This is a genomic window from Streptomyces inhibens (assembly GCF_003389455.1).
Lineage (GTDB): Bacteria > Actinomycetota > Actinomycetes > Streptomycetales > Streptomycetaceae > Streptomyces > Streptomyces inhibens.
Genome location: NZ_QUAC01000310.1, coordinates 79,995 through 105,331, shown reverse-complemented (window position 1 = coordinate 105,331; position 25,337 = coordinate 79,995). Strand labels below are relative to the sequence as shown.

25 protein-coding genes and 1 pseudogene are annotated in these 25,337 nt (G+C 67.8%); 11 read left to right on the top strand and 15 right to left on the bottom strand.

Annotated features, from left to right (window positions below):
* Positions 1-546 (top strand): annotated as a pseudogene (locus DY245_RS33655) (NrfD/PsrC family molybdoenzyme membrane anchor subunit); the annotation flags it as partial.
* Positions 547-718: 172 nt separating this feature from the next.
* Entirely contained in the window at positions 719-2,026 is a 1,308-nt protein-coding gene (locus tag DY245_RS33650; RefSeq protein ID WP_128510942.1) for an NAD(P)/FAD-dependent oxidoreductase, read from the top strand.
* On the opposite strand, the gene DY245_RS33645 is transcribed toward DY245_RS33650, so the two are convergent.
* Together DY245_RS33645 and DY245_RS33640 are read right to left on the bottom strand one after the other, a co-directional pair.
* A complete protein-coding gene (locus tag DY245_RS33645; protein WP_425329474.1) occupies positions 1,979-2,296 on the bottom strand; it encodes an alcohol dehydrogenase catalytic domain-containing protein in 318 nt (105 codons plus the stop codon). The genes DY245_RS33650 and DY245_RS33645 overlap by 48 nt on opposite strands.
* Entirely contained in the window at positions 2,268-2,690 is a 423-nt protein-coding gene (locus DY245_RS33640) for an Asp23/Gls24 family envelope stress response protein (RefSeq protein ID WP_128510935.1), read from the bottom strand. Before DY245_RS33640 ends, DY245_RS33645 begins: the two co-directional genes overlap by 29 nt.
* A 474-nt stretch (positions 2,691-3,164) precedes the next feature.
* Between DY245_RS33640 and putP the strand changes: the two genes are divergently transcribed.
* On the top strand, positions 3,165-4,667 hold the full coding sequence (gene putP, locus DY245_RS33635) for a sodium/proline symporter PutP (RefSeq protein WP_244943434.1): 1,503 nt from the start codon (positions 3,165-3,167) through the stop codon (positions 4,665-4,667).
* Positions 4,668-4,929: 262 nt separating this feature from the next.
* Here the strand turns inward: putP and DY245_RS33630 are convergent, their stop codons facing one another.
* Positions 4,930-6,516: a long-chain-fatty-acid--CoA ligase gene (locus DY245_RS33630; protein ID WP_128510941.1), complete on the bottom strand. Its 1,587-nt coding sequence runs from the start codon at positions 6,514-6,516 to the stop codon at positions 4,930-4,932.
* Positions 6,517-6,748: 232 nt separating this feature from the next.
* Between DY245_RS33630 and hemA the strand changes: the two genes are divergently transcribed.
* A complete protein-coding gene (hemA, locus tag DY245_RS33625) occupies positions 6,749-8,038 on the top strand; it encodes a 5-aminolevulinate synthase (RefSeq protein ID WP_128510933.1) in 1,290 nt (429 codons plus the stop codon).
* 23 nt (positions 8,039-8,061) lie between these two features.
* Positions 8,062-8,295, top strand: coding sequence for a hypothetical protein (locus DY245_RS33620; RefSeq protein WP_128510932.1), 234 nt, complete (start codon positions 8,062-8,064; stop codon positions 8,293-8,295).
* Between the two features lie 172 nt (positions 8,296-8,467).
* Here DY245_RS33620 and DY245_RS33615 read toward each other — a convergent pair whose 3' ends face one another.
* Positions 8,468-9,301 (bottom strand): NAD(P)H-binding protein, encoded by an 834-nt coding sequence (locus DY245_RS33615; RefSeq protein ID WP_128510931.1) that lies wholly within the window; start codon positions 9,299-9,301, stop codon positions 8,468-8,470.
* Positions 9,302-9,683: 382 nt separating this feature from the next.
* On the opposite strand from DY245_RS33615, the gene DY245_RS48030 reads away from it, so the two are divergent.
* The 4 genes from DY245_RS48030 (at position 9,684) to DY245_RS33595 (ending at position 12,945) form a co-directional block, all read left to right on the top strand.
* On the top strand, positions 9,684-9,962 hold the full coding sequence (locus tag DY245_RS48030) for a hypothetical protein (protein ID WP_342354242.1): 279 nt from the start codon (positions 9,684-9,686) through the stop codon (positions 9,960-9,962).
* 342 nt (positions 9,963-10,304) lie between these two features.
* Positions 10,305-10,472, top strand: a complete 168-nt coding sequence (locus DY245_RS44915; RefSeq protein ID WP_181923993.1) for a hypothetical protein — start codon at positions 10,305-10,307, stop codon at positions 10,470-10,472.
* Between the two features lie 163 nt (positions 10,473-10,635).
* Entirely contained in the window at positions 10,636-10,833 is a 198-nt protein-coding gene (locus DY245_RS33605; protein ID WP_128510930.1) for a hypothetical protein, read from the top strand.
* A 1,212-nt stretch (positions 10,834-12,045) separates the two neighbouring features.
* Positions 12,046-12,945: a pentapeptide repeat-containing protein gene (locus DY245_RS33595; protein WP_181923992.1), complete on the top strand. Its 900-nt coding sequence runs from the start codon at positions 12,046-12,048 to the stop codon at positions 12,943-12,945.
* Between the two features lie 137 nt (positions 12,946-13,082).
* On the opposite strand, the gene DY245_RS33590 is transcribed toward DY245_RS33595, so the two are convergent.
* The 9 genes from DY245_RS33590 to DY245_RS47160 all read right to left on the bottom strand — a co-directional run bounded on the left by DY245_RS33590 (position 13,083) and on the right by DY245_RS47160 (position 20,175).
* On the bottom strand, positions 13,083-13,556 hold the full coding sequence (locus DY245_RS33590) for a DUF6262 family protein (protein ID WP_128510928.1): 474 nt from the start codon (positions 13,554-13,556) through the stop codon (positions 13,083-13,085).
* Complete coding sequence (locus tag DY245_RS33585) at positions 13,553-14,053, bottom strand: hypothetical protein (protein WP_244943433.1); 501 nt, start codon at positions 14,051-14,053, stop codon at positions 13,553-13,555. Before DY245_RS33585 ends, DY245_RS33590 begins: the two co-directional genes overlap by 4 nt.
* Positions 14,054-14,267: 214 nt before the next feature.
* A complete protein-coding gene (locus DY245_RS33580; RefSeq protein ID WP_128510927.1) occupies positions 14,268-14,915 on the bottom strand; it encodes a class I SAM-dependent methyltransferase in 648 nt (215 codons plus the stop codon).
* 304 nt (positions 14,916-15,219) lie between these two features.
* Positions 15,220-15,657, bottom strand: a complete 438-nt coding sequence (locus tag DY245_RS33575; RefSeq protein WP_128510926.1) for a GNAT family N-acetyltransferase — start codon at positions 15,655-15,657, stop codon at positions 15,220-15,222.
* A 201-nt stretch (positions 15,658-15,858) separates the two neighbouring features.
* Positions 15,859-16,935: a hypothetical protein gene (locus DY245_RS45485; protein WP_220377985.1), complete on the bottom strand. Its 1,077-nt coding sequence runs from the start codon at positions 16,933-16,935 to the stop codon at positions 15,859-15,861.
* Between the two features lie 273 nt (positions 16,936-17,208).
* On the bottom strand, positions 17,209-18,240 hold the full coding sequence (locus DY245_RS45480) for a hypothetical protein (protein ID WP_220377984.1): 1,032 nt from the start codon (positions 18,238-18,240) through the stop codon (positions 17,209-17,211).
* On the bottom strand, positions 18,237-18,590 hold the full coding sequence (locus DY245_RS33565; RefSeq protein WP_128510925.1) for a helix-turn-helix domain-containing protein: 354 nt from the start codon (positions 18,588-18,590) through the stop codon (positions 18,237-18,239). Before DY245_RS33565 ends, DY245_RS45480 begins: the two co-directional genes overlap by 4 nt.
* A gap of 16 nt (positions 18,591-18,606) precedes the next feature.
* Positions 18,607-19,608 carry a tyrosine-type recombinase/integrase gene (locus tag DY245_RS33560; RefSeq protein ID WP_342354241.1) on the bottom strand — a complete coding sequence of 334 codons (1,002 nt, stop codon included), beginning with the start codon at positions 19,606-19,608 and terminating at the stop codon, positions 18,607-18,609.
* Between the two features lie 168 nt (positions 19,609-19,776).
* A complete protein-coding gene (locus DY245_RS47160; protein WP_244943432.1) occupies positions 19,777-20,175 on the bottom strand; it encodes a tyrosine-type recombinase/integrase in 399 nt (132 codons plus the stop codon).
* 68 nt (positions 20,176-20,243) lie between these two features.
* Between DY245_RS47160 and DY245_RS33550 the strand changes: the two genes are divergently transcribed.
* Together DY245_RS33550 and DY245_RS44910 are read left to right on the top strand one after the other, a co-directional pair.
* Positions 20,244-20,873 (top strand): hypothetical protein, encoded by a 630-nt coding sequence (locus DY245_RS33550; RefSeq protein WP_128510924.1) that lies wholly within the window; start codon positions 20,244-20,246, stop codon positions 20,871-20,873.
* A 17-nt stretch (positions 20,874-20,890) separates the two neighbouring features.
* A complete protein-coding gene (locus tag DY245_RS44910) occupies positions 20,891-21,067 on the top strand; it encodes a hypothetical protein (RefSeq protein WP_181923991.1) in 177 nt (58 codons plus the stop codon).
* Here DY245_RS44910 and DY245_RS33545 read toward each other — a convergent pair.
* Together DY245_RS33545 and DY245_RS33540 are read right to left on the bottom strand one after the other, a co-directional pair.
* Positions 21,064-22,638 (bottom strand): alpha/beta hydrolase, encoded by a 1,575-nt coding sequence (locus DY245_RS33545; RefSeq protein ID WP_128510923.1) that lies wholly within the window; start codon positions 22,636-22,638, stop codon positions 21,064-21,066. The two genes, DY245_RS44910 and DY245_RS33545, sit on opposite strands and share 4 nt — an antisense overlap.
* A gap of 482 nt (positions 22,639-23,120) precedes the next feature.
* The gene (locus tag DY245_RS33540; RefSeq protein WP_128510922.1) at positions 23,121-25,331 is read right to left on the bottom strand and encodes an MMPL family transporter; all 2,211 of its coding nucleotides are present in this window, start codon (positions 25,329-25,331) and stop codon (positions 23,121-23,123) included.
* Positions 25,332-25,337 lie beyond the last annotated feature (6 nt).

Below are 25,337 nucleotides of genomic sequence, written 5' to 3'. Positions count from 1 at the left end.
GGCCGGCTGCCGCGGGCCGGTGCCGCCGCCACCGCGGCCGCCGCGGTGCTGGGACCGGCTGTGGCCACGTACACCGCGGTCCTCGCGGCGGACACCGCCGTACCGGCCTGGCACGGCGCGCACCGCGAGCTGCCGTACCTCTTCGCCGCCTCCGCGACCGCCGCTGCCGCGGGCATGGCGCTCCTTCTCGCGCCGGCCCGCGAGAACGCCCCCGCCCGCTGTGCCGCCGTGCTGGCCGCCGCGACCGACGCGGTGGCGACCCGGGCGGCCGAGCGGCGCCTGGGGATGGTGGCGGAGACCTACCGGGAGGGGCGGGCGGGCCGGCTGCTGCGCTGCGCGGAGGTCCTCATCGGCGGCGCCCCGGCGACCGTGGCGATCGGCGGAGGCCGGTACCGCGCGGCGGCTGTGGCCGGCGGTCTGGCGCTGCTCGCGGGCTCGGTGTGCACCCGTTTCGGCATCTTCGCGGCCGGAATCGCCTCCGCCCAGGACCCCGCCTACACGGTCGTCCCGCAACGAGCCGCCAGGGAGCTTTCGCCGCCGGATTGAAGAACAATGAACCGTAACGACCAGGCACAACGAGGCACCACGGGGAGCAACCGGCAACCGGTGTTCCCGCGCGGACCGTCCGCTCGCACCGGGCCGGGACAACCGCAGGCCCCGCGTTCGAGCACCACCCTCGACCGCAGGAGTCCACGTGAATCGACGTCGTCCTCGGATCGTGATCGTCGGAGCCGGCTTCGCCGGTTACGAATGCGCCCGCACGCTCTCGAAGCAGGCCAAGGGAGCCGCCGAGATCGTGCTCATCAACTCCCACGACTACTTTCTGTATGTACCCCTGCTGCCGGAAGTAGCGGCCGGCATTCTGGAACCACGCCGGATCGCGGTATCCCTCACCGGAACCCTGCCGGGTGTCCGGCTCGTCCTCGGGCAGGCCCACGACGTGGACCTCGATGCCCGTCGGGTGGCGTACACCGACCCCGAGGACCGGGAGCGCTCCATGGCGTACGACCGGCTGGTGCTGACCGTCGGCAGCGTCAACAAACTGCTGCCCATCCCCGGCGTCGCCGAGCATGCCCACGGTTTCCGCGGGATGGCCGAAGCACTGTACCTGCGCGACCACATCACCCGCCAGATCGAACTGGCCGGTGTGGCCGAGGACGAGGCCGAACGCGCCGCCAGGACCACCTTCGTGGTGGTGGGCGCCGGATACACCGGCACCGAAGTCGCCGCCCACGGCGTGCTGTTCACCGATGCGCTGGCCCGGCAGAACGCCGGACTGCGGGACGGCCCACGCCCCCGCTGGCTGCTGCTGGACATCGCCGACCGGCTGCTGCCCGAGCTCGACGAGCGGCTGTCGCGCGCCGCCGACCGGGTCCTGCGCGCCCGCGGCGTGGATGTCCGCACCGGCACCTCCGTCAAGGAAGCGACCTCGGACGGTGCGCTCCTCGACGACGGAGAGTTCATCAACAGCCGCACACTGGTCTGGTGCGTGGGCGTACGGCCCGACCCGCTGGTCGACTCGATGGGGCTGCCCACCGACAAGGGGCGGCTGTGCGTAGACGAGTATCTGGGGGTGCCCGGCCGGCCCGAGGTGTTCGCCTGCGGTGATGCCGCGGCCGTACCGGATCTGACCCGCCCCGGGCAGGTGACGCCCATGACCGCCCAGCACGCCCATCGGCAGGGCAAGGTCGCGGCGCACAATGTGGCGGCGTCCTGCGGCCAGGGGACACCGCGTGCGTACGAACACCACGACCTGGGTTTCATGGTCGACCTGGGCGGCGTCCAGGCCGCCGCGAACCCCCTGCACATTCCGCTGTCCGGCCCGCTCGCCGCCGCCGTCACACGCGGCTACCACCTCATGGCGATGCCGGGAAACCGGATCCGGGTGGCCGCCGACTGGATCCTGGACGCCGTACTGCCCCGTTACGGCGTCCATCTGGGCCTGGTCGGCCCCTGGTCCGTCCCGCTGGACACCGAATCACCGGAAGTGGCCCGGACACCGGGAGGCAAGCCGGGATCGGCGTAAGAGAGCGGGCCCCGCACTCCGCATCACAGCCGCCGGGCACCGGCCTACCGGGAAACGGCCTTCCGAGCACGGAGTGACCCCGCTGACGGCGACGCGCTCGCCGTCGGAAAGCCCCTCCACCGCTGAACCCAGAGCATGCACGACACCAACTGCCTCATGTCCCAAGGTGGCTTCGGGATCGACCGGCATCGCGCCCTTCCTCAGGGCAAGGCTCTCATCGCGTCGCCGGCTGTCGCTGCCGCTAGATGACCCGTTCCTGGGCCCCCTCACCTTCCTCCTCCTCGGGAAGCTTCACATCGCTCACCGCGATATTGACTTCCACGACCTCAAGGCCGGTCATCCGCTCCACCGCGGAAATCACGTTCTCGCGCACGGCTCTCCCGACCTCGGGGATGACTTCGCCGTACTCGACGACGATGTCCAGATCAACCGCCGTCTGCTTCTCGCCGACCTCGACCTTGACGCCGTGCGTGGTGGTCGTACCGCCACCGGGTACGCGCTTGCGCAGCGCTCCCACCGATCGCGAGAGTCCGCTGCCCAGGGCATGAACCCCCTCCACCTCCCCGGCTGCCAGGTAGGCGATCTTCACGACCACCCCGTCGGCAATGGTCGTCCGCCCGAGGTCCCCGGCGTTCCGCGACCCGTGCTCTGCGAACTCGGTCATCGCGCATCACCCCTTTACTCCACTGAGGCTTGCTCCCGTACGGGACATCTTTGGCCCATCTCTTCACGCTATGGCGCGATGGATGAAGCTGCCTCTCTTTGTTTGCCGACACGGCAAGGGCCTTTGCGGCCGCGCGATCCGGGATTCTCGCGGACGGCGCCGTCAGATGCTGCGCCTCCTGGCCCGCTTCCGAACGTAATCGCCAAGTACCCGACGAATAAGGGGTGTTGCGTACCGTGTGGAAGGATGGCGCCGTATGTCCCCGCGCCCGGCACCGCCTTGGGCCCACAGGGGTTACGGATGCCAGGGACATCTTTCCAAAAGGGTGCCACCGGCAGTGACGGATCCGTATCGTCGGCTCGCGCCGGGGCCTTCTTGTCCCGGGATGTTCTCGTGGGATTTCCCCAGAGGCCCGCAATACTTGGCAGCGCCTGCACCGAGGGAGCAGTGGTGACACCCCTGATCGTACCGGTCATGATCACATTTGGGATATTTCTGCTCACCATGGTGGCGGTGGGCATCTGGACCTATCAGGACACCGTGACGTTCTCCGATTTCGCTCTGGGCGGGCGTCGGCTGAGTGCACCGCTGGCGGCCCTGTCCGCCGGCGCCAGTGATATGTCCGGTTGGCTGTTCCTGGGGCTGCCCGGAGCTGTTTACGCGGCGGGGATCGGCGCCACGTGGATTGCCGTCGGGCTGGCCATCGGCACCTATCTCAACTGGCTTCTGGTCGCGCCGCGTCTGCGTACGTACACCGAGCTGGCCGGCGACGCCAAAACGCTGTCGGCATATCTGGAGGAGCGGTTCGAGGACGGCAGCAGAATGCTGCGTCTGGTCTCTGCGACCGTCATCGTCGTGTTCTTCACCGTCTACGTTGCCAGCGGCCTCCTGGCCGGGGGCGTGCTGTTCGAGGGGATCTTCGGGGGCGGCTTCGAGTTCGCGCTCACCGTCTTCGCCGTGGTGATCGTCGTCTACACCGTCCTGGGCGGTTTCCGTGCGGTGAGTGTGACGCACTCGGTGCAGGCCACGCTGATGTTCTGCGCGGCCGTGGCGCTCCCCGCGATCGGTATCGGGCTGCTGGGGGGATTCCATGCGATGCACTCTGTGCTCACCCACAAGAGCCCGTCGCTGCTGGACATGGGGGCCAAGGCCGGCTTCGACGGCAGCCGGTGGACGTCCGGTGGGCCGCTCGGCGCGGTGGCGGTGATTTCCCTGCTCGCCTGGGGACTGGGCTACTTCGGCCAGCCTCACATCCTGGTCCGCTTCATGAGTATCCGCAGCACACGCGAGATCCCCATGGCCCGCCGTATCGGTGTGGGCTGGGTGGTCGTCTGTCTGGCGGGTGCTTCGCTCGTGGGGCTGGTGGGGATCGCCGCGCTCGACCATCCGCTGGACAATCCGGAGACCGTCTTCATCGCGCTCTGCGCCCAGTTGGTCAATCCCTGGATCGCCGGCATCCTGCTGGTCGCCGTACTGGCCGCGATCAAGTCCACCGCGGACAGCCAGCTGTTGGTCTCGGCGATGGCCCTCACCGAGGACTTCTACCGGGCGTTCGTCAAGCGGCGGGCCTCGGATGCGTCGATGGTGCTGGCGGCGCGCGCGACGGTGGTGGTCGTCGCGCTGGTGGCCTACGCCATCGCCCTCAGCGGCGGCGCCGTACTGGACATCGTCGCGTACGCCTGGGCGGGCTTCGGCGCCGCCTTCGGCCCGGTGATCCTGCTGTCGCTGTACTGGCCGCGGATGACGCGGGCCGGGGCGATGGGCGGCATCGTGACGGGCGCGGTCACCGTCGTCGCGTGGAAGCACATCGACCCGCTCCTCGGCCCGCTCCAGTCGGGCATCTACGAGATGGTGCCGGGCGTACTCGCGGCCACAACGGCAGCGCTGCTCTTCGGAAAGTTCGTCGGCCGCCCTCCGCGACGTACCTGGTCGGGCCCCATGACAAAGAAGGAGACCGCCACCGTGCCGGTCGGCTGAGCCCGCGGGCATGGGGTCACCGCCGAAGAGCGGTACGGGATCGGATCCGCCCCTGCGCGACGATGTGCCGCAGCAGGTCGAACCGGCCGGTGCCAACCCCGCCCCGCCCCCTCGACGGCTGTCGCCACCATGCGGCTGAGCGCCTCGTCCGAGGCGTAACGGATGACGCCCTTGACCGGGCGCGCGTGCCGGAGCGGGCCGCGCGCCGGTTCTCCTCGGACGCCGTTCGCCTCGCCGCCCGAAGCCCCCGGGTTCGGGTAGCTCAGTGGCTCGTGGCAGATCCGGCACGGGGCCCGGTCGACGGCGTCGGCCGTCCGGAGGCGTACGTGGCGGTGAGTTCGCGTTTGAGTATCTTTCCGCTGGGGCCGAGCGGGAAGGCGTCGACGAACTCCACCGACCGTGGGCATTTGAAGGCGGCAAGGCGCTCCATGCTCCAGGTGATGATCTCCCGGGCGAGCGCGGGCCCCGGTGTGGCGCCCGGCCTTGGCACCACGACGGCGCACACCACCTCGCCGTAGACCTCGTGCGGGAGACCGATGACCGCGACCTGGGCAATGGCCGGATGCCCCGTCAGTACCTCCTCCACCTCCCGCGGATACACATTGAACCCGCCGTGCAGCACCAGGTCCTTCTTCCGGTCGAGAATGGTCAGATAGCCGTCGGCGTCCTTGACCCCGAGGTCGCCCGAGCGGAACCAGCCGTCCACCACGACCTCGGCCGTCGCCTCGGGCCGGTTGAGATATCCGGCCATCACGTTGTGGCCCCGTACGACGACTTCGCCCAGCTCGCCGGTGGGCAGCAATTCGATACCGCCCTCCACATCGGCCCGGGCGATCTCCACCTCCACTCCCCAGATCGGCCGCCCCACGGTGCCCGGCCGGCAGGGCCATGCCTTCTGGTTGTACGTGGCCACGGGAGAGGTTTCCGTGAGCCCGTACCCTTCGTAGATCTGGCAGCCGAAGGTCGCCTGGAATTCCTGAAGTGTCTTTACGGGCAGCGCCGACCCACCGGAGAACGCCCGGTCCAGTTGCGGGCGGCGGCCGTCCAGTTCGGCAGCGTCAAGAAGTGCGGAGTACATGGTCGGGACGCCCATGAACACCGTGCATCGATGCCTTTCCATGACTTCCAGGGCGTCCTCGGCATCGAATCTCTCCATCAGCACCAAGGATGCTCCAGCTCGGAAGCAGGCGTTCATCGCGCACATCTGGCCAAAGGAATGGTGCAGCGGCAGACAGCCGAGGAGGAGGTCGTCCGGCTGGAAATCGAAAGGGGAGAGCATCGTCGTGTCGACGTTCATCACGACGTTGAGCTGGGTGAGCATGGCGCCCTTGGCCTGGCCGGTGGTGCCGGAGGTGTAGAGAATCAGCGCGATGTCGGTGGGTTCGCACGGTACGTAGTGGTCGATCGGCCGGGCATGTGCGGCGAGTTCGTCTAGGCGCGGGATGTCCGCATCGGCCCCCGGCAGCACTGCGAGGACAGGCACCGCGGCCGCCGCGGCGCTCTTGGCCCCTTCCCCGAGCAACGGTCCGGCGCACACCAGCACCTTCGCGCCGGAATCTCGCAGCACATGCTCGATCTCGCCGGATTTCAGCAGGGTGTTCACCGGAACCACGACCGCACCGAGCGCCAGCACACCGAAGTACGCCGCCGGAAATTCCGGAATGTTGGGCAGAAGCAGCGCGACTTTGTCCCCCGGGCCGATGCCATGGTCACGCAGCACCGCCGCGTACTTGCGGGCGCTGTACCAGAGCTCGCGGTACGGAACACTTTCCGTGCCGTATAAGACCGCCGGATGTTCGGGCCGACGCGCCGCGGACTCCGCGAGTATGGCCGCTGCCGAGAGAGACATGGTGTCTCCGTTCTTGTTGTGTATTTGACAGGAGTTCACGCTGTTCTTGCTGGTGGGACCGCGGAGGGAGCAGGGCACAGCCATGGCCTCCACAGGCGCGGCAAAACCGCCAATCTTGTTACCCCAAAGGAAGTTGACTGTCCACCAACTGTCCTCGTGCGTTAACTGCCTCGATACCACGAGGGTCCTGAGCCCACCATGGTCACCACCATCACCGGAGCGAGGCGATCTCATGTCACAGCACGTGGACTTCTTTTCGCGGGAACTGGCGGAACTGGGAAACGGGAGGCGGGACTTCATGGAACTGGGGCGGCACGCGGGACGATTCCCCAAGGCTCTCGCCCGCGGAATCCGGCCAGGAAGTACGGTTTCCGAGATCAGCGTCTGGTGCAGCAACGATTATCTCGGCATGGGCGAGCATCCGGTTGTCCTGGAGGCGATGAAGCGCGCCATCGACGAATACGGGGCCGGCTCAGGGGGATCGCGGAACATCAGCGGGACCAATCACTGTCACGTCCTGCTCGAAAAGGAGCTGGCCGCTCTCCACCGCAAGGATTCCGCGCTGCTGTTCAGCTCCGGATATGCCGCGAACGACGGAGCGCTGACGGTTCTCGCCGGACGCATGGACGGCTGCATCGTCTTCTCCGACGAGCTCAACCATGCCTCCATCATCGACGGACTCCGGCACAGCGGCGCCGAAAAGCGCATCTTCCGCCACAACGACACCGCGCATCTGGAAGAACTGCTCGCGGCCTCCGACCCGGACCGCCCCAAGCTGATCGTTCTGGAGTCCGTCTACTCGATGTCCGGCGATATCGCTCCCCTCGCCGAGATCGCGGAGATCGCCCGCCGTCATCAGGCCACCACGTTCCTCGACGAGGTCCACGCCGTCGGTCTGTACGGTCCCCAAGGGGCCGGTATCGCCGCCCGCGAGGGCCTCCACGACGACTTCACCGTCATCATGGGGACTCTCGGCAAGGGATTCGGCACCGCCGGCGGTTACCTCGCGGGCCCGGCTCCGCTCATCGACGCCGTCAGGAACTTTTCGCGTCCCTTCATCTTCACGACGTCACTGCCTCCGGCCGTCGCCGCCGGCGCACTCGCCGCCGTCCGGTATCTGCGCGGCTCCGACCGCGAACGCGAACGGCTCCACGAGAATGCCCGCCATCTGCAGCGCCTCCTCGGAAAACACGGCATCCCCTATGTCTCCGACGACTCCCATATCGTGTCCGTCCTCATCGGCGACGACGCCATCTGCAAAGAAGCCGCCGCCCGGCTCCTCCATCAGCACGGTATCTACGCCCAGTCGATCAACGCGCCGAGCGTCCGCACCGGCGAGGAGATCCTGCGCATCGCGCCGTCCGCCGTCCACACCCCTGGCGATGTCGAAGAATTCGCCGCGGCGCTGAACGAGGTCTGGAGTGAAATCGGCACCACGGCCCCTTCGCCACTGCGGACCGCGGCCGCCCCTTCGAACACCGGGGCACCGCGCTACGGCGCGAACCAGGCAGACGGCGCCTGAGGAGGCCCGCCGGCCGGGCATGGATGGTCCCGCAGCGCGTCTTCCGCCCGGCCGGGCGGGCTGACCTGCAAAAACGCAGGTCTCTCAACGTCGTCACCCTCGACGCCGCCCGCGACCTCGCCCACGCACCGCGACGTCTCATCCACGGTGACCTGGCGGGCATGTTCGACGCTCCCTCGACAGCGGCGTTCGCCCCGAACAGCCCCATGCTCTCGATCGACCTCTCCCGCCTCGTACACCGACCCCGCATGCACTGAAAGGTCCGCGAGTTCGCGAATACCTGCGTCCTGATCCCTACGAACCCAAGGGTGCTGGGCCGACGAGGAGCCTGATGCGCGTCGTGTGTCCCCGAACCCACGACGCGTCCAACTGTTGGCGTATCTCTGAAAGCGCCCACCCAAGTACAGAACGTGCTCAGGCCCAAGCGATTCAGTGGAAGGCGGTGGCATTCTCTGAAGCCCACTGCCGGAACGGCCGGGCCGGGGCTCCGGTGACCTGCGAAACCGTGTCGCGCACCGTCAGCAGCTCATCGTTGACGTCTCCGCCCGTGACGTCGAGCACCGCTTCTGCGGCCTCGGCCCCGAAGACCGCGGCCATCTGTGCGTGGGCCTGCTCGCGGCTGATCTCAGCGAAGGGCACCTCCCGACCCAGTGCTGCCGCGATGGCCTCGACCTGCTGCCGGGCGGTCACCGGCTCTGGACCGGTCAAGGCATACGTGCGCCCCTGGTGGCCGGGCTCGGTCAGCGCCACCCGTGCCACCGACGCGATGTCCGCAGGGTGGATGGTGGGCAGTGCGGTGTCCGCGTACGGCGCGCGGACGGTCTCGTGCTCACGGATGGAAGCGGCCCACATCAGGGCGTTCGAGGCGAACTGCGTCGGCCGCAGGATCGTCCAGGCCATGCCGCTTTCTTTGAGCAGCTGCTCCACCGCCAGGTTCTCGCCGGCGGGGCCCAGGTGCGGATGGGTCTGGACGGTAATCGACGACACCAGCACCACGTGCTCCACACCCGCCTGCCGGGCAGCTTCGAGGATGTCGGCGTCCGAGCCCAGACGCGACACAAGAAACAGCAAGCGCACCCCCTCCAGCGCGGGCTTCAACGACGCCGGCTCCGCGAAGTCGCCCTCCACGGCCTCGACCCCTTCGGGGAAGGTGGCCTGTGCGGCATCACGGGTGAGCCCTCTCAGCGGCCCGGCACCGCATGCGTGCAGCTCCTTCAACAGTGCACTGCCTATGTTTCCGGTGGCTCCGGTCACGAGGATCATGAGCGTGTTTCTCCCGTCGTCAGATGATCAACTAGAGGACACGCTAGAAGCTCAATCACACTTCAGGTCAAGGAGACCCCTGCCACTTCCTGCTGCTGGACATGTTCACGCGTACGCCGACTCCAACGGTCAGGTCGGGATGTTCGAGGGTGCCGGCGTAACGAAGTGCTGCGGTGAAAGGTCCGTGAGTGCGCGACCGCACCGCGACCCACGGATGCCCCTGACACCACTTTGAGCGCCGCCATGCTCGCCGTCTGAAAAGACGTCCGAAACCACAAGCAAACGACCGCTCCCGGTGCCCCGCCCGCACCGAGCGGTCCCGATGCCGCACCCGCCAAGCCCGCGGGACACCAGCCACTGACCACCGTTCCCGCAGGCCACCTTGACCACGCGTTCCGTCATAGCCCTGCCCACCGATACCGGATACACCGGCATCTACGTCCACTTCAACGGCCTACCAAGCAACCGCCTCCCCCTGCTGCTCGCCGCGTACAAGCACCGTTTCGGCGGTGACATCACGGCCATGGCACAGCAGCTCATCGACGATGTGGATGTCGGATGGGAGGAGTTGGGTACCGACCTGCTCGACGGCGCCCCGAAGCGCTTCTCACCGCGCTCACCGGAGGAGCGAAGTGGCCGAGCCGGCAGATGGACAACCTGATCACCACCGACGGCTCACCTGTCCAGCGCATGACTGTCACCGAGCGAACCGCCGCCGAACAGGACCTGCAGTGGGGGGTATGTCCTGAATCCACACGGCATCGAGGTTCTCAGCCTCACCGAACAGCCGCACGCGCTGCATGGCCCCTTTGTCGGCTGAAGGACGGACCCCCGTACACGGTTCAGCGACCACCCCGCGCTGTGGAGTCCCGCACGCGCAGTCCCGGCCACACCGTCGAGGACCACACAGCTGGCCACGCCAAAGAGCACACCAACAACCTCATCCGCCACGCCCCAACCCCGAAAGAAAACACGGCGATAACGACAAGGCAGAAAAGCGCAGATGCCTGACCTCGCTCACCCCGACTACTTCCTGCGCCTGGCCCGAGCCCTCGACCGCATCATCACCGACCTGCCGCAGGCGGATCACGTGCGTCGGGGCAACGACATCAGCCCGGCCGTCCACTCCGTGGTCACGGATATCAGCCACGTTCTGACGGAGCAGCGATGAGGTAGTCACCAGCTACCGGTACGAAATCGAATGCCGCTGGGCACACGGCCCCGGTGAGCGCCTCGGGACCGCCGCACTCACCCGGTGCGCGGCACCGCGGGGAGACGCCCTCAGCCATCTCGGCCAGGTCATCGGTCGCCTCGGGTTCCTCCACCAGCACATCGTGCAGCCGGGCAGCGGCGAGCGCATCACCGCCCCGCATGATGTCCAACTGCTCCTCCAGTGGCACCTCGACCAGGTCGGCGCGCTCCTACGGACCGCCGCACAGCAGCTCCGCAGTGACGCACCCCAGCGCCCCCGCAAACCGGCTGCACCTGTACCTGCAGTAACAGCCCCCACCGCACGGGCCCGCAGCATCTGAAGCCGGCCTCACCACAGTCGTGTTGACCAGCCGTACGGTCCTCCGCTCCCACGCAACGGTCGATCACCCATGGGACAACCGCTGCCCCATGTGCCTCTGCCCTATCCAGCATCGCCAGGAGACCCCTCTGTCCCCTCTGTCCCCCGACATCACCCTTGTCATCGCTACCCAGCTGCGCCCCTCGCGGCTTGGCTACGTCGAAGCCCTGCACGCCAGCCTGACGGCCCAGACCGTCCCCTGGGCAGTACTGGCTGTGGACGGCGCCGACCCCGCTCTCGTACCGAAGGCCGTCGCCGAAGACCCCCGGGTTCGGATCCTCGCCCTGCCCCGGGCCGTGGCGCAGCCAGCGCCCGCAACCTCGCGCTGAACCTGGTGCGCACCGATTCTCTGGGGGATGACTGTCGTGCGGCGTGATCCGTTGAGGATCAGCGCAGCTCAGCGGCTAGGCAGAGGACGATAGCGCGCGCAACACGTGTGGTGCTATCGCTAGATCGAGGGATTACGTGAGGGCGAGGTGCAACTGCCGAAGAAGCGGGTTCGCAGGTCTCGAACAGGGCTCGGAGGTTGACCTGTGCGTAGATCGTTGTTCTGCCCCTTCAGGGACAGCTGGCCGAGACCGTGAGGCGCATCGCCCCACCGATGGATCAGCCGGATGGAGCCCTGCCTGCTGACGAAGCACATGCCCTACCGGAACCTGCCAGATGAAACGGCTCTCGACTGCCGAGCTCGGCGGCAGCCGTGTCCCGCCTTGCTACTGCTGTCACTGTGCTTCTACTCTGCGATTCTGCAGGACCATCATGGTCAGGCGACAGACCTCAACTGTGCGCAATGGAAGGCAAGTCGGTGGGAGAGCGGGAGAACCAGGGCATGCAAGACGCTCCCAGCGAGACCACCGAGTCCGGCTCGGGTAACACGCCCGTGCCCTCGGGCGACGGTGCGTCAGGGGGCAACGCAGCGGATCAATCGGCACCCGTACGCACCGAGGTCATTCCTCATCAAAGCGGGTCGCCTGAGGCTGAAGAGGAGGAACCGCGGCAGCCCGAGGGTGACATCGCGAACAGGGCGCCGGAGCCATCGTCATCCGCCTCCGGGTCGTCACGCGGCGAAGCAGCCCACCGATGGGCCCAGACTATACTCGCTGGACTGGCTGCTATTTCAACTGTTGGTGCGCTGGTCTATACCGCTCAAACGACGCGCACAGCAGTAGAAACCGTGGACCTTACCGCCAAAGGGCAAATCACTGAACGCTTCACTTCAGCGGTTGGTCAACTCGGCGATGATCAATTGGCGGTGCGCCTCGGAGGGATCTACGCGCTAGAGCGAATCGCGCATGAGTCTCCGAAGGATCAGGGCATCATTATGAATGTGTTGGCCGGGTTCCTGCGCGAGAACTCTAAAGCCCCCAAAATGCCAAGCAAGGAATCGTCAGCTCCCAAGACTCCAGAGGCCCGCACCGCGATGCCTCAACCGCTGCATACAGTTCCAACGGACATTGAGGCTGCCGCATTGGTGCTAGGCCGGCGTGATGTCGCCAACGATCCTCCCGGTTTCGAGTTGAACCTTACAAGTGTTGACCTCCGAGGCGCTCAGCTTGAAGGTGTGAATTTCAGTAAAGCGTGGATCATGGGTGCCGACTTCAGTGGTGCCCGTTTGACGGGAGCCAACTTCAGCTACGCCAAGCTGAAGCCCGGAGAAGTTGACGAGTTGACAGACTGGGCGTCTAGAGGATCGGTCAACTTCAAGGGGGCAGTATTGGACAAGGTAAACTTCAGCGACTCCTTGCTAAGGGGTGCGATCTTTGCTGGAACTTGGTTCCCCCAAGCCGAACTGAACAAGGCGGACTTTGGGCTATCTGATTTTCGCGGCTCTGTCGTTGCGCAATCTGACTTTAGTGGCAGCAGCGTTGCAGCCTCTAACTTTTCTGCTGCCCGCATGAACTCTGCAGTGGTCGACGGATCAGACTTCACGGCATCCACAGTGGTGGACGCTGAGCTGAGTGATGTGGACTTTAGGAGAGCGGTACGAGGGCCAAAGGAATACCAGATCGGAAACCTAGACAAGAAAAAGCGTTGCACCGGAAAATGGGTTCCCACGCCAGTTGGGTGTCCTTGAATCTAATATTCTCGCCAGCGCGAAGGCGACTATGGTAGTGCTCTATTGCCTGATGCGGATGCGATGTCTGCAGAGTGTGGCGGTGGCCCCGTCGAAGGCGGGGCCACCGAGTGGGAATCAGGCTGGATGGGGTTGGTTCAGGGCCCGGGTGAGTTCTCGGTTCGCTCCTCCAGCTCATTGGCCTTGTCGGCGAGCTCGTGCTCCAGCGTGACAATGCGGCGTTGGAGCTGGTCGATGTCGGCAGGAGCGCCAAGGCCGGAATCGGCCCAGACGGCCTCACCGAGGTCCTCGGACAGGCGTTTCTCCAGTTGCCGTACTCGCACTGTGAGCCGCTTGTTGCGCTCCAGGGCGTTGGCCAGGTCCGCCTGCAGGGAGGCGCGGCTGACTGCGGCGATCTGGCCGTGCTCTGCGGGAGTGGTCGCTGCTGCGTGAACGCGTTCGAGGAGATCGTGGTGGCGATAGAGGAAGGTGCGGTCCACTCGTGCGGCGCGAGCGAGACCGGAGACGGTGATGTCGTCTCCGCTGGCAGTGAGCGCGTCCAGTGCTTTGAGGACCCGCTCGCGGCGCCGTTGGGAGTCCGATCGTCGGCCGTCGATCATCGAGTTGGTCATGCGCCAGTCCTTCCCGGGTGAAGGTCGAAGACCGGCGTTTGGACCTGCGGCATACCGAGCGAGACCACGCGACGGGTGCGGCGGACGATGGCGGTGGCCTCGTGAATCTGGGAGCGCTCATCGTCGGTGAGGTCATCGACCTCGGCGTGGACGCGCTTGATGAGGTGACGGACTCGGGTGATCTCCTGGTCGGAGGGCGTGGCCTCAGTCTTGGCCCAGGGCTCGGCAGCGAAGGCGACGATCCGCTCCCGGCTGCGCAGCAGATCTGCGTGGTATGCCTCCAGGTCGGGGAGGTAGGAGACGTCGGTGCGGAAATGCCCGCAACCGATGCAGCGGAACCGGAGTGGGCAGTCGTGTCCACCGGCCGCGACGTTCGACGGTTCGGTGCAGACGCCGTAGGGGACGGAGACGGAGCCGATCGCGCGGCGAGCGTGCTCGGAGTCGAGGAGCGTCTGAGCGGATCGCCAGATGCGGGCGCCGCTGCGGTCGAACTGCATGGCGGCAACCCGCTCGACGGCCTCGCGGCGTCGCTGTTCACCGACACGTAATGGTGGAGTCGGGTATTGGAACTCTCGGAATGCCTCAGGCGGTTGTGTCACCTTCCATGGATGTGAGCCGTCCCGCGGTTGAGGCAGCACCCGGTTGCGCCGCGCGGGGACCGTTGACGGAGGAGCAGCCTTTCGGGGGACCCTGCGGGGATCAGGCCAGTGTTCAGGACTGCGCGTCGTAGACCAGGGCGTACCGCCAGAACAGGCGACGGTGTATCCGGGCGCCGGGTAGCTCCTGTGCGGCCGCAGCCCGGATGTCGCCCAGGGTCTCCTGCGGGTCGGTGGTGGGTGCCGTCATGTGCAAGGGCAGCGCAGCGGCGCGGGCCGGGTGCTTGGCCAGTCCCATGACTGGGTTCGCGAGTGCAGCCGGCAGGGTGGCGAGCAGGTCGGTGGGTCCCGCCTCCCGGTAGCAGCCGACGACCACGAGGCGCCCGCCCGGGGTGAGACAGCCGCGCAGTTCCCGCAAAGTGGGCACCAGCGGGAGGTGGTGCAGGACAGCGACGAGGGTTATGGCGTCCCAGTGCCGCTGCCGGTCGCGGTCTGCGAAGTTGGCTTGGACGATGGTGACCGCAGGGTCGTCGGTGAAGCGTTCCGCCGCGGCGCGGGCGGTCGCGAGGTCGGGTTCGAGCCCGGTGACGGTGGCGGCGCGGTGGCGGAGCAGTGCGGCAAGATTCCCCGTACCGCACCCGACGTCGAGGACGTTGCGGGCCCCGGACGCGGCCACGCAGTCGGCGACCCAGGGGCCGTAGTGATCGTTGTGGCTCCACGGATGCCTCTGATTGAAACGGTGGAGATGAGAAAGCAGCGCCATGGCATCACGGTAGTTGGGCGCAGAACCTCGACGTCGGCGTGCGCGTGGCCCTGCGGCGGCAGCAGTACTCTCCACCGTCCCACCGCAAGCCCCTTGGGCACGTCACAACAGATCGGCACCGCAACTCAGCAACAGACTCCCGCAGTTGCGTCGACGCGATGCCCGATCTCAGTTGCGAAGCGAGCCAGGTGTCGCGTTTCACTCAATCGAGTCGTTTTCTCAACGAACCGAGTCGTTCGGGCTGCCGCTGCTGAGATCTCGCTGAGCTTCGACAGCGGCCAGAGCCCTCCGAGGCTGGAGCCTGCTACCTGTCGAGCAGGAAGCGATAGATGGTGGACTGCCTGGCTTGGAAGCCGAGACGCTCATACAGCCGGTTCGCTGCCGCACGATCCGGCCGGGAGGCGAGATCCACCGTCCGCGCGCCCGCCTCCCTGGCAATCCGCAAGGCCTCCTGGGTGAGGAGGCCAGCGACTCCCTGGCCTCGCACCGCACTGTCAACGACCACGTCTTCGATACGGGCTCGCAATCCAGACGGCAAAGGCAACAGCACCAGAGTCAGGGTGCCGACGATTGCCTCGGACGTCCGGGCGACGAGCACCGTGTTGGCGTCACACGACACCATCCGGTCGACCGCTTCGTAGTCGAGCGGCTTCGCCGTCGAGGACAGCTGCGGCAACAGCCGACCAAAAGCGTCGACGAGTTCCTGGCTCGTTTCCCTGATGATGTCTACGCGGACGTCCATGCCGTGAGCCTATCCGTCGTCCAGGCACGACATCGGTGAGATGGCAGCCATGTCGGCTGAGTGGGAGCACCGGTTGAGCCTTCTCCAGTCCGGAGACCTGGCGTCTGTCTCAACGAATCAAGTCCACGCATCTCACCTAATCCAGTCCAGGCAGGTCAGCGGCATACGGACGACTAACTTCGTTGGGACAGGACACCAGGCTCATGAGCTATTCCGGCGGCTGACCTCGGCCGCGTAGGCGCCCCAGTCTCCGGCGGCGGCTCGCTGCCACTTGACGGCGACAGTGATGTCGACGCCGAGCGTGCGGGCGAGAACCGCGGCGGGCAGCTCGGTTGCGAGCTGGAACAGCGCGGTCGAGCGGGACTCCGCGATCCGGATGCCGAGTTTGCGGAGCCGTTCACCCATAGCCCAGGCACTGATCGGGCGGCCGGGCTGTCCTCCAGGAAAGAGCCAGGGCGAGTCTGTCCGGGCAAGGACAGCATGGCTGCGGCGAACCGCGACCTGCTGGAGGGCCAGTTCAGCGACGGGTGCGGGCAGGTCCACCGGGACGGCGCCGAGGCGGATACGGACCGCTCCGTCCGTCTCCTCGATGTGGTCGACGGTGAGCCGGGAGATCGCAGCGGGCCACTGAGCATAGAGGAGCAACAGCAGGCCGGCGAGGCGGTCTTCGGACTTGAGGGTGTCGTCGTGCAGCAGGCGTCGGGCGGTAGCCCAGCGGGCCTCATCGTCCATCGCCTGGGAAGGGCCGTTCCATCGCTCGGCCGGGAAAGTGAGATCGCGGGCGATCTTCTGGGAGAGGGCCCATCGCACGAAGTGGCCTGCCTCCTGGCGAAGACGGGCGTCGTCGCTGGTCATCCAGCGTTCGATGTCGGCCTGTCGGCAGGTGGCAAGGGTCAGGTTCTGGTCCTCCAGCCAGTTCAGGAGATAGACGGCCGCCCGCAGATGTTGCCGGGCGACCGTGAGGTGGCTGTGCGTGATGTCCTTGCCGCGGCTGCGACGGCGAAGCCGACGTAGGAGGTGCCAAGTCGCGTACCGGTGCAGGATTTTCCGTCCCTCGGTGGTCGCGTGGGAGGTGACGAGGTCCTTCACGTGCCGTTCGAGACGGACCATCTGCTCGTCCCGTTTCGGCAGGGCGCCGGTGGCGACGAGGACGCTGCGGATGTGTTCGACGACCTTGCCTTCGGGGAGTTCGTCCAGGGCTTCGTGGGTGAGGGGGCGGCGGCCGGAGCCGAGATCGGACAGGGCGGTGGAGACGATGCCCTTGGAGAGCCAACGCATCGCGGTGCTGGCCCGTTCGGTGCTGGCCAGGGCGTCGTGGAGAGGCTGCAGCTTCGGGGGTATGGAGCCGGTGCCATCGGCGAGTAGCTCGTGGAGCCGCTGCTTGAGAGTGCAGCGAGGGCATGGACCGGAGGCTCGCAGCCGTTCGGCTTGTCCGCAGGTGGGACAGGGGCGCCAGAGCTCGGCGTCCGGTTTGGTGCAGGGACCGCAGACGGGGGCGTCGGCGGTGCCGGAGTGGATGCCGCGGAGTCGCCCGCAGACGGTGCAGGCCGGTCAGACGGGAGTGGGTGCAAGGTGCGGTGCGTCCGCAGATCGAGCAGACCAGGACCGGCAGGGGACAACAGGTGGGGCAGAGGGGGCCTTCAGAGGTGCGGTTCTGTACTCGTCGACGTCTGTCGCAGCCGATGCAGACCTCGACGTTCGCGGGGTCGGTGACCAGGCAGTTCGGACACAGCGGCCGTCCCCGTGCGTCACGGATAGCCGGCTCGCGCCGGGCACCGCAGCGTACGCATTCTTCGATGCGGGACTTGGCGATGCAGTTGCGGTGCAGACCCGCTGCCCGTCAAGCGGCTTGTCGATGCGGACAACTCGGTGGCAGCGAGGGCAGGCCGGTCGGACGATCCCGGCGACGCCTGCCTCGTGCAGCAAGTCGACGAACCGCAGGATGGCGCGATGCGGCGCCAGATATCCCTCCCCGGTCAGCAGACGAGGGTTCTCCTCCAAGGCCCAGACCAGTCTCTGCCGGTAGGTGGGACGGTGAGGCGCCGTGCGGCGGAGGGCTTCGGCGATCACGTTGCGGTCGGTGTCCGGGGTGATCGCGGTGATCAGTTCGTGGACGACCGTGACTGGATCGCGGTCGTCGTAGTCGGGACACATCTTGCAGCGCGGCAGGCCCTTGCGGTCTCGGAAGCCGACGCGTCGGATGTTGCCGCAGGCGGTGCACTCGGTGGTTTCCTGGCCGCAGACCGAGCAGTACCAGTCCTGGCCCTGGCGTTGGAGGGTTCGCAGCTTCTTGCCGCACTCGGCGCAGACTGGCGGTGCGATCGCCGAGGCGCCGGCCTTGCGGAGCTCGATGAGCAGATCGCCGATGGCCCGGGGTGCCGGGGACCGGCCGTCGGTCAGGACGGCAGGCCGCATCGCCAGGGCTTCCGCCAGGCGCCGTGACTTCGCGCGGCCGCCTGCGACCGCGGTGACCACGGCCCGGATGGTCTCGGAGCCGAGTTCCTTCTCGACGTCGGCGACGAGGTCTGTGATCAGGCCGATCGGGTCCGCGACGGCGCGGTCGAGATTGTCAGTGGTGGTCATGGCCGGTCAACGCCCCTGATCCGTGCCCGCTTTGGCCGCAGTCCACCAAGTCCCTCCGCACCGGGTGCCGTGCCGCCGCCGACGGCTGCCTTCTTCGGCTTCTTCACGGCCCCTGCCGCCGCGATGGGCTCGATGAGGTCGTCCATGGTGCAGTCGAGGATGTCGAGCAGGGCCATGAGGATCTTCAGGCTCAGTCGCTCCGGTCGCTCGACGACGAGCCGGTAGACCTGGCTCGACGACAGGCTGATGCCGCGTTCGGCGAGCGGAGGGATGAGGTCGGTGGTGGAGAACATCCCGCGGTCGGCCATGACTTTGCGCAGGTGCCACTGGTAGTCGAGCTTGGCGGCCATCGCCGGACCCCTCCTGTCAGGCCCCGGCGAACGCCGGGGCCAGTGCCTTGTGCAGGGAAGTGTTCATGAAGTCGTCGCTGACGTGCGTGTAGATGGCCAGGGAGCTGTCGCACTCATGGCCGACCTGCTGCTGGATGAAGCGCCGGTCGACTCCGTCCTCGGTCAAATGCGTGATGTAAGAATGTCGGATCGAGTGCGGAACTAGATCTTTTGGGAGCTTTAGGGCGTCGCGGTATGCCTCGAACCGGTCGTTGATGGAGCCGGGCTGGAGGCGGCCCCCGCGCTCGGTGATCCACAGAGCCGGATGATCCGGGAATCCGAAGCGCGGCCGGACGTTCTCGACATAGTCGGCGACCGCCTCGACGGCCCAATCCATCACCGACAGCACGTTCCGCCGCCTCGGCGGCTGGCCCTTCTTCGCCTTGCCGTAGCGGACGTTGAGCGTGCCGTACCGGCCGAACTGCCGGGCCTGCGGATTGCGTCCGAAGTCGACCACATCGAGCTTGGACGTCTCGGTCCGGCGAAGCCCCCACCCGTAGATGACCTTGAACAGTGTGGCGTCCCGGTAGGCGGCGAGGGCCCCCTTGCGCTTGGACTTCACTACGCGGACGACCTGGTCGTCCGCGTAGTCGAGAAACCGCTGCACCTCTTCCCTTGAGAACGGCCGTGCCTCCGGGTCACCTTCGTAATCCTGCAGGTGAGGGAGGGTATTCCACTCGTGACAGATCGCCACCGGATAAGTGCCGAATACTTCCTCACATGCCGGGCCCCAGCCGTATCGGGCGTCGATGAGGAGCTCGGTGAACAGTCGAACAGTGCCCTGGTAGCTGCGGATCGTGGACGGCGCCAGATGCTTCTCGCTGGTCAGCGAGGCCGACCACTCGTCCAGGTGGGCCGGCGTCCACTGCCACGGGTACTCGTTCGCGAACTCAAGGAACCGGCGGATCAGCCGTTCCCTCGGGTCGATCGTCTCGTCCTTCAGCCCTCGCGACTTCTGCTGAGCTCGCCACCCCCTCAAGCATCGCGTCGAACATCGCGTCCTCCGGACGCAACTGGACCACGCCGGAGACGAGCTCCATATGAGCCGACCCGGCCAGGGCCACCTTGCGCTGATGCACCACTCCAGACCATCCCTTCTGGAGAGCAGATCATGCATCAGAAGGGATCACCTCGGCAACACCCCTGTTCAGGCTGCCTGTTCGTAGAGGCTGCGGAGTCCTTCCACTTCTCGCCGTGACCATGCGACCTGCGGCTTCTCGCCCGCCTGATGCAATTCCCGAGGGTTGTAGTAGGACTGCGTGGTGGCGAGCTGGATATGGTCCATCAGCTCCTTGAGCGCGTCGACTGGAACGCCGGCATCGGCATGGCGCTGGGCGTAGGTGTGGCGGTAGGCGTAGGGGAAGACGTTGTCCTCGTCGAACTCAGCGCCGTCGGCCAGCAGCAGCGGGGTCAAGGATCGCACCCACTGCCGGTGGTTCTGGGAGATGGTCTCGTCACGCAAAGGCCGTGTGCCCTGGGGGTTGGTCTTCGGCGAGGGAATCAGCACCAGGCCCCGCAGCGGCGCGTCCGGGAATCGAGCGCGCACCCATGCTTTCTGCTCGGTGATCAGCTCGGCCGTGGACAGCCCCGCTGTCCGACTCCGGAGTCGAGAGCATGGTCATCAACGTCCTTGCCGCCTGCCTGGTGGTGACCTGCGCGCTCGGCGGCATGCGCAACAGCGAACTGCTCGAACTCCGGGTCGGCTGCCGGCGCCAGACCCAGACCCGGTCGGGCGGCACCCGGTACCGGCTCGCCGGACGGCTGATCAAGGGGCAGAAGCTCGGCGGAGTTCCCGACGAGTGGGTCGTCATCGAAGACGTGCACCGCAGTGTCGCACTGGCCGAGCGCCTGCTCGGGGCCGCGCATGGCGCTGCGCTGTTCAACACCGTCGCGCTGACGTTCCGCCTCAACCGCATGCGGAAGTGGCTGGAGGAGACCGGGAGTCGCGAGCGATGGGGCCTTCCACTCATCCCCGCCGGCCCCATCAGCGCCCGGATGCTGCGCCGCACCCTCGCCCTGGCCATCACCGCGCGCCCCGGCGGGCTCCTGGCCGTGAAGATCGCGCTGAAGCAACTCCCCGTCGCCACGACCGAGGGGTACGCCGCACGGCCCGGCGGCTCCCAGCGGCTGTTCCTGACCGAGGTCGAAGAGGCCGAGGAGGACAGCACGTGCAGCTCACCGTGGAGGCGTTCCACGACCTCAAGGCGGGCCGCAAACCCGCAGGCCCCGGTGCCCGAGGGCTGATCGAGGCACTCCAGCATATGGATGCACAGCTGGGCGAGGCCGCCCGCCACGACCCGAAAGTCCTCGGCGATGACCGTCACCTGGAGGGCCTCCTGCGCAAGCTGTCGAAGGTGCTCCACGCCCAGGAGGCGGCCCGGGCGTCGTTCTCGCGAGCGTGCGCCCGGGCCTCCATCAGCTTGGTGAAGGCCACCTAGCCGGCCTGCTTGACGCAGGTCTGACTCTTCGTCGGCAGTTTGCCGGTAGCCAGGTACCTGTTGACCGCGTCGTCCACGCAGGCGTTGCCGTAGCGCCCGAAGAGGGCGTGCCGGTTGGCGCCCTCAAGGGTGAGCAGCCTGGAGCTCGGCAGCAGGCTGTGCAGCTCGACGCTGCCCTTGTACGTGGTGCGCGGGTCGCCGGTGGCGGCCACGATCAGCGCCGGGACGTCGCGCCGCACCTGAGTGGGCTCTTCGCGCGGCCGGTCCCAGAAGGCGCACGGGCCGATGTTGTTGGTCAGCGGGCCGAACAGCGGGTGCGCGGCCCGGTTGCGCTCGATGTCCCGCCAGTAGCGCTGGGGATCGCGGGGCGCGGCCACGTCCCCGCAGATGATCGCGAACTGCACGCCCGAGGGCTCGCCCCCGCCGCGCAGCATGTATCGGAGCGTCGCGGCGAACTTTGGCGACAGCATGGTCGGCGCCGCGCCCTTTGCAGCCATGTTCAGTACGGACAACTGCTCGCCGAGAAATGCCCGCGTCGGTTCGGTGTCGTCCCCGATGCCCGTGAAGAGGAGGACCGGCACCTGGCTGTCGTCGATCCGGAAGGCATCGGCGCCGACGCCGACGGTCAGCGGGCTGCGCGTGGACGCCGCGACAACGCGGTCGACGGTGGCGAGCACCTCGGCGCGGGTGCGGCCGATGCCGTAGGTGTCGTGGCGCTCCGCCACCCAGGCGGCCCAGTCGCTGAGCGCCTTCTCGTTCTCGCGCTCGGAGCCCTTCAGCAGCCGGGGGCGGTAGTTGTTCGGGGCGATCGCCCCGTCAAGCACCACCCGGTCGTAGCGGCTGGGGAACATCTGCGTGTAGACCGTGCCCAAGTAGGTGCCGTACGAGTAGCCCAGATAGGAGACCCTCCGCTCGCCGAGCGCGGCGCGGATGACGTCCATGTCGCGGGCCGTGTTGCGGGTGCTGATGTGCGGGAGCACCGAGGCGCCGGCGGCGCGGCACTTGTCGGCAAGGCTCTTCTGCAGGACGACCTGGCGGTCGAAGCCCGCCCGGCTGGTGCCGGCCGAGAACCAGGACGTGCCGACGGGCCAGCCGCAGTCCAGCGGGGTGCTGCGGCCGACGAAGCGCGGGTCGAAACCGATGATGTCGTAGCGCGCACCGACCTCCTTCATCGCCTTGCGGACGTCCGGCGGGGACTGGACCGAGGGTCCGCCCGGCCCGCCGTTGTTCAGCAGGATCGAGCCGATGCGGTGGCGGGTGTCGGTGGCCTTGAGCCGGGATATCGCGACGGTGATCGTGCGCCCCACGGGGTGCGCGTAGTCGAGCGGCACGGTGACGTCCGCGCACTGCACACCGGCCTTGTCCAGATCGCGGCCCGTCGTGTCGACGCGGCCATTGACGCAGCTGCCCCAGCCGAGGTGTTGTTCGTAGTACTGGTCGAGCCCGGCTCCGGAGCCGTTCGTGGCGGGGGCCTCGGAGGCTGCGGCCAGGGCGGGGGAAGTGGTGAAGCAGGCGGCGAGGGCGAGGCTCGCGGCGGAGGCGCGCCGCGCGGCGGGGCTGAGGATGGTCACAGGTCTCCTTGGGTTGGTGGGTACGGTCGGTGGCGCAGAAGGCGGTGTCCAGGGCGGCGCGGAAGTCGGCTTCGGTTCGGTACCAGGTACCTCGTTGAGCGCGAGGCTGATGCTGAGGCCGCCCTGCAGCCGCGGTCAGCGCATGTGGGTGGCGGTGATCCGGTGCAGCAGGTGGATCAAGAGGTCCCGGCTGCGGGCGAGCCGCGTCCGCCCCTACGCGTCGGTCGGCCGGCAGACGCCGATGCTGCGGACCTAGGGCGTTTCTGACGGCTCTTGAAACCGCCTTGCGGCTGTCACGGGTGCTCGCAACGAGGCGGGCTGCGCCTCACGAGGCGGTTCGCGCAAGGCCGACTGACCGCCTGGCAGCCGACCAAGAGCCCTCAGAAACCCCCTGGTCCCCGGTGGCACTCAGCCACACACGCTCAACCATGCGAGGCCGCGCTGGCCGGATGAAGTGCTCACCGGCCACCTGAGCCGCTCAGTCAGTACGCCGTGACCTGGTCGGGCTCCGGGGCGGGTGCGTTCGCTCGGTGCTGCGGGTGGCCGCCCATGGTGGGCCTCGGGTGGAACGGCCACCAGATGCTCCGGCCGAGGAGTGCGGCAAGGGCGGGGACCAGCACCAGCGAAAGGACGAGTGCGGAGAGCATGATGCCGAGCGTCATCGCGAAGGCGATTTGTTCGTTTCCCGGGGTCGTGGCGAGCGTGGCGAAGGAGCCGGCAAGGACCAGCCCGGCCGTCGCGATGGCCGGTGTCGTGTGCCGTACCGCGCGGGCCACGGCGGCGCGGGCCGGGCCCGGTCGCTGCATCTCCTCCCGGATCCGGTCGGCGATCAGGATGTTGTAGTCGGTGCCCAGTGCCACGACGAACAGAAACAGCACCAGTGGGAGGGTGAAGTTGACGCCCGGCTTGCCGAGGCCGTGCTGGAACAGCAGCGTGGCGGCGCCGAGGGTGGCGGCGAAGCCGAGCCCGACGGAGAGCATCAGGACCACCGGTGCGAGCAGGCTGCGCAGGAGCAGCAGGAGGATCAGCGCGATCAGCGCGGCCGCGACCGGGAACACGATCTTCAGGTCGTGGTCGACGGCGGTGGAGATGTCGGCAAAGATCGCCGCCGTCCCGCCCACGTGTGCCGTCGTCCCGGCGGGCGTGTGCCGGGCGACCGCGTCCCGGATCGGTCCGGAGGCCAGGTCGCGGGCCTGCTGGCTCTGCGGGGCCGCGGTCGGGTAGAGGTCGATCCGGGCGGCACGATGGTCCTTGTTCAGGATGGTCTGCCCCACCTGGCCCACGCCCTTGACCTGGGTGAGCGCATGGGAAAGGCCGTCGAGTCGGGCGGTGGTGAGGGTGTCGCCGTCCTTGGCGGTGACGAAGACGCTCGTCGGGTCCGACACTCCGGCCGGCAGCGTGCGGGAGATCTCGGCCGCGGTGGCCGCGGCGGGGGTCCGGTCACCGGAATCGCCCCGGCCGTAGTCCATACGGATGCCGGTCAGCCCGGCGGCCAGCGCGGCGAGCAGGGCGACGGAGGCCGTCAGCATCGTCAGCGGTCGTCGTGTGACCAGCGCGCCCAAGCGGGCGGCACGGCCCTCGCTCGGCGTGTGGTGAAGGGTTTTGGAGGGCCAGAACATCTTGCGCCCGGCGGCCGCGAGCAGCGCCGGCAGCAGGGTGAGGCTGCCGAGCAGCATCACCAGGACCGCGACGGCGATCGCGGGGCCCAGCGAGCGGAACTGCCCGAACGTCGCCAGGCCCAGCGTGGCGAACGCGGCCACGATGGTCAGCGCCGCCGAGGTGATCGCGGTGCCCACCCGGCCGGAGACCTGCTCGGCCGCCTCGCGGGCGGACTGCTCGGGCCGGTTGCGCAGTTGCTCGCGGAAGCGGAACAGCAGGAACAGCAGGTAGTCGATGCCGATGCCGAGCAGGACCACGTTGATCAGGTTCGGGGTGCCCGCGTCGAGCTTGCGCTCGGCCAGCATCGCGGCACCCGCGACGGCGCCCCCCGCCACGCCGCCGATGATGGCGACCGCGAGCAGCGGCAGCAGGGCCGCCAGCGCACTGCGGAACACCAGCACGTTGAGCAGGACGATGAACCCCATGACAAGGGCGCCCCCGACCTTCGCGGCGGTCTCGTGGGCATCGGTGGTGTCGACGGTGTCAGCGAGACCCCCGGTGAAACCGGTGCGCATCCCCGCCTCGGAGAACTGCGCCCGGGCGGCGTCCCGGAAGGTCCGGTAGACGCCCTGGACCCCCTTGTCCGAGGGGTTCCCGGTCAGCTGGACGGAGAGCAGTTCGAAACTCCGGTCGGGCGCCGTCATCGCCGGGGCGATCTTGGGCGTCTGGGAGCGGTCCGGGACCAGGAACTTCGGCATGTCGTCTTCCCTGGGCATGATCACCCGGCGTTGGCCCAGCTTCGCCGCCTCGGCCTCGACCCGCTTCTGGTCGGCGGCACTGAGGGCCTTGCCGTCGGACCGGGCGACCAGCACCGTCACCGTGGTGGCGTCGGGGTTCACCCCGAACTGCTCCTCGGCGATGCGCAGCGCGGCGGCCGAGTCGTAGCTGCGGGGCAGGGAGTCCCCGGTCTGGTGCTGAGTGACGCGGGCGATCAGTGTCGGGGCCAGGGCGCTCAGTACGACACCCAGCACCACCCAGAGGGCGATGACCTTCCACGGGTGTCTGGTGGAGTATCCGGTCAGGGCGCGGATCACGATGTC